The sequence below is a fragment of the Pseudoalteromonas sp. APC 3358 genome, assembly GCF_030408075.1.
Taxonomy (GTDB): domain Bacteria; phylum Pseudomonadota; class Gammaproteobacteria; order Enterobacterales; family Alteromonadaceae; genus Pseudoalteromonas; species Pseudoalteromonas arctica.
In genome coordinates this window covers 1-3,571 of sequence record NZ_JASDCE010000031.1, presented here as the reverse complement: position 1 = coordinate 3,571, position 3,571 = coordinate 1, and the positions used below count along the sequence as shown (strand labels likewise).

Genomic DNA, 3,571 nt, shown 5'->3' with positions numbered 1-3,571 from the left:
ACAGCTCAATGAATTCTGAATTTATTTTAATATCTTTCGATATTGAATTGACTGTGCCGAATAATTACCGAAATAACTATTCTGTTGGTCACTCAGTTTTCAATTGAGACTCTAATTTGTTTGCCTCGCTACCTAAGTAGGTTGGCTGTTAGAACTCAATCTGTACGAGTGCCCACACAGATGATTGCTTTATATTGTTAAAGAACGTTTTGAGTCGCTTTAGCGTCTCAAGGGATGCGAATAATACACCCTTTATTTTTCGAGTCAACACTTAATTTTAAACTTTCTTTTGGAAGATTTAAAACCGAAGTTTTATTTAACTCTCTGAGTAGTTCGCTCCTCGCTATGCGTTGGCGTTTCCCGTCTCAGTGGGGTCGCATTATAGGGAGATCCGAAAACAGATCAACCCTTTTTTTAAGAAAACTTGAAATAATGTGCTGTTCGCTGAGTATTTGAGCTAAACACGTTAAAAACACAACATAACTAGCAAATTATTAACAACTAAAGGTATTTAAACTTCACAAATATTAAAAGTGAGCTTAAACGATCTTCATATAAAGACTTACACCCCATATGATCAATACGATCGTTAATGAAAGTGTTACGGCTGCAGATCCCATATCTTTGGCTCTACCTGACAATACATGCAATTCTGTACTTACTCGATCTGTTAATGCTTCAATGGCAGAGTTTAGCAATTCAACTATTAGAATAATAAGCAGTGAGCTAATTAGTATTGCCCAGTGTAATAATGATGAAGCAAGCCAAAATGAAGTGGGGAATAATATAAGGCTTAGTAATAGCTCTTGTCTAAATGCAGCTTCTTCTTTAAATGCTGCTTTAAAGCCAAGATAGGAGCAATAGGTTGCTTTGAAAACGCGTTTGAGGCCTAAGCCATTTGGTTTTAATACATCTTTCATTAATAAACTCTATGAATGAAGGTCAAAATAAAGCCCCGCACTGCGAGGCTTTTTATTTATGCTACGCCGTATTGATCACGGTAAGCTTTAACTGAGGCTAAATGCTCGCCCATCGTCCCTTGGTTTTCAAGGTAACTAATAAGGTCTGCTAATTTTACAATAGAGATTACTGTGGTATTAAAGTCGCGTTCAACTTCTTGAATAGCTGATAACTCGGCTTTACCTTTTTCTTGGCGATCTAATGCAATTAAAACACCACTAAGGTCTGCACCATTTTGTGCAATAATTTCCATGGACTCACGAATAGCGGTACCTGCGGTAATTACATCATCAACTAGCATTATTTTGCCATTGAGTTCTGAGCCTACTAATGTTCCACCTTCACCGTGTGCTTTTTTCTCTTTACGGTTAAAACAGTACGGTACATCTTTATTATGGTGATCAGCTAATGCAACAGCTGTTGTTGTCGCTATTGGGATACCTTTATATGCAGGGCCAAATAATACATCATACTCTATCGCTGAGTCTTCTAATGCAGCAGCATAAAATCGACCTAAACGCGCTAAATCACGGCCTGTATTAAATAAACCGGCATTAAAAAAGTACGGACTTATTCGCCCTGACTTTAAAGTAAACTCACCAAATTTTAATACCTGCTTCTCTAGGGCAAATTCTATAAACTCTTTTTGATAATCTTTCATATCTAGTGGCCTACCTATTTATGCTAATGCTTGCTTTTGTACGTCAATGATTTCACGAATAGAATGTTTAGCTAAAGTAAGTAACTCATCTAGCTCATCAAACGAGAAAGGTTCGCCTTCGGCTGTACCTTGAATTTCTATAATTTTACCTGTTTCGGTTAAAATTACATTCATATCAGTTTCTGCTGCTGAATCTTCAATATATTCTAAATCGCTAATTGCTTGGCCTTTGTATATACCTACTGAAATAGCCGCAATCATATGTTTAAGTGGGTTTGAATTAATCATACCCTTGGCACGCATATGCGTTAGCGCATCAACAAGTGCAACACATGCACCACTTATAGAAGCAGTACGTGTACCGCCATCTGCTTGAATTACATCACAGTCGATAGTGATTGTGTTTTCGCCAAGTGCTTTTAAATCAACAGCAGCACGAAGTGCACGTGCAATTAAACGTTGAATTTCCATAGTACGACCGCCCTGCTTACCACGTGCAGCTTCTCGAGCATTACGCGTATGCGTTGCTCGCGGTAACATACCGTATTCAGCATTGATCCAACCTTTACCCTGACCTTTCATGAAACGAGGAACGCCCGATTCGACAGTAGCTGTACAAAGTACTTTGGTGTTACCAAACTCAACAAGTACTGAGCCTTCAGCATGCAAAGTATAATTACGTGTAAATGTAACAGGTCTAATTTGGTTAGGTGTTCTTTCGCTTGGACGCATTGACGATCCCCTTAATTCAGAATTTGCGACATTATAAGTGTATGTGGGTATAGATACCATGCTGATTTAAATAAATAGCTGTATGCAAAATATTCAGTGTATTAAATTTTCCCTAGAGCTTAAGCGGTGTTACGGTATAATCATCGTAATATTGTATTTATAAATTTAGGAAAATATCCATGATCCACAGTATGACAGCTTATGCGCGTCGCGAAATAAAAGGCGATTGGGGAACTGGCACTTGGGAAGTTCGTTCAGTGAACCAGCGTTACCTTGAAACATTTATTCGCGCACCAGAGCAATTTCGTGGCATGGAGCCAGTTATTCGTGAGCGTTTACGCAAACACTTACAACGCGGTAAAGTTGAGGTTTTTTTAAAGTTTGTAGCAAATCCTGCCCATGTTGGTGAGCTATCAATTAACCAAGCCCTTGCTGAGCAACTTATAAATAGCGCGAAATGGGTTCAACAGCAAAGTAATGGCGACATTAATCCTGTTGATATATTACGTTGGCCTGGTGTTATGGAAGCTGAAGAACTTGATATGGATAGCGTTAATACAGCACTAATTGCTGGTCTTGATCAAGTAATCGAAGATTTTAAATCAGCTCGTGGCGATGAAGGTGCAAACCTTGAAGAAATGATAGCAATCCGCCTTGATGCGATTTTAGAGCAAGTAGAAATTGTAGAAACGCACATGCCTGAGATTGCTAAGTGGCAACGTGAAAAACTGGCTCAAAAGCTAGAAGACTTAACAGCAAACATTGACGAGTCACGCCTTGAACAAGAACTTATTTATCTTGCTCAAAAACAAGATGTAGCTGAAGAATTAGATCGTTTAAAGTCTCACGTTAAAGAAACTAAAAAAATCCTTAAAAAAGGTGGCGCATGCGGCCGCCGCCTAGATTTTATGATGCAAGAATTTAATCGTGAAGCTAACACGCTAGCATCTAAGTCTATCAATAGTGACATCACTACTGCCGCTGTAGAGTTAAAAGTATTGATTGAACAAATGAGAGAACAAATTCAAAATATTGAATAGTTTTCAGCCAATTATGGCATATTCATAACTTATCAAAACCCGGGCTAGGCTTAACACCACTCGTTTAAGAACGAGTGGTGTTTTTTCGTTTATACCTAACTGGATATTTTTGTGTCTTTGCGAGCACCGTTCGCGGATAAGCTTTTCGCTTTCTTTTCTCCGGTAATATTAGCCGTTT

4 protein-coding genes are annotated in these 3,571 nt (G+C 38.4%); 1 reads left to right on the top strand and 3 read right to left on the bottom strand.

Annotation, left to right across the window (positions count from 1 at the left end):
- Positions 1-539: 539 nt before the first annotated feature.
- Genes QL995_RS21545 through rph form a run of 3 tightly spaced genes read right to left on the bottom strand, consistent with a single transcriptional unit; the run spans position 540 to position 2,353 of the window.
- On the bottom strand, positions 540-920 hold the full coding sequence (locus QL995_RS21545; RefSeq protein WP_007583384.1) for a diacylglycerol kinase: 381 nt from the start codon (positions 918-920) through the stop codon (positions 540-542).
- A 56-nt stretch (positions 921-976) separates the two neighbouring features.
- On the bottom strand, positions 977-1,621 hold the full coding sequence (pyrE, locus tag QL995_RS21540) for an orotate phosphoribosyltransferase (protein WP_290295069.1): 645 nt from the start codon (positions 1,619-1,621) through the stop codon (positions 977-979).
- An 18-nt stretch (positions 1,622-1,639) separates the two neighbouring features.
- Complete coding sequence (gene rph / locus QL995_RS21535) at positions 1,640-2,353, bottom strand: ribonuclease PH (protein WP_002958890.1); 714 nt, start codon at positions 2,351-2,353, stop codon at positions 1,640-1,642.
- 179 nt (positions 2,354-2,532) lie between these two features.
- Between rph and QL995_RS21530 the strand changes: the two genes are divergently transcribed.
- A complete protein-coding gene (locus QL995_RS21530) occupies positions 2,533-3,393 on the top strand; it encodes a YicC/YloC family endoribonuclease (protein ID WP_002958889.1) in 861 nt (286 codons plus the stop codon).
- Positions 3,394-3,571: the final 178 nt, after the last annotated feature.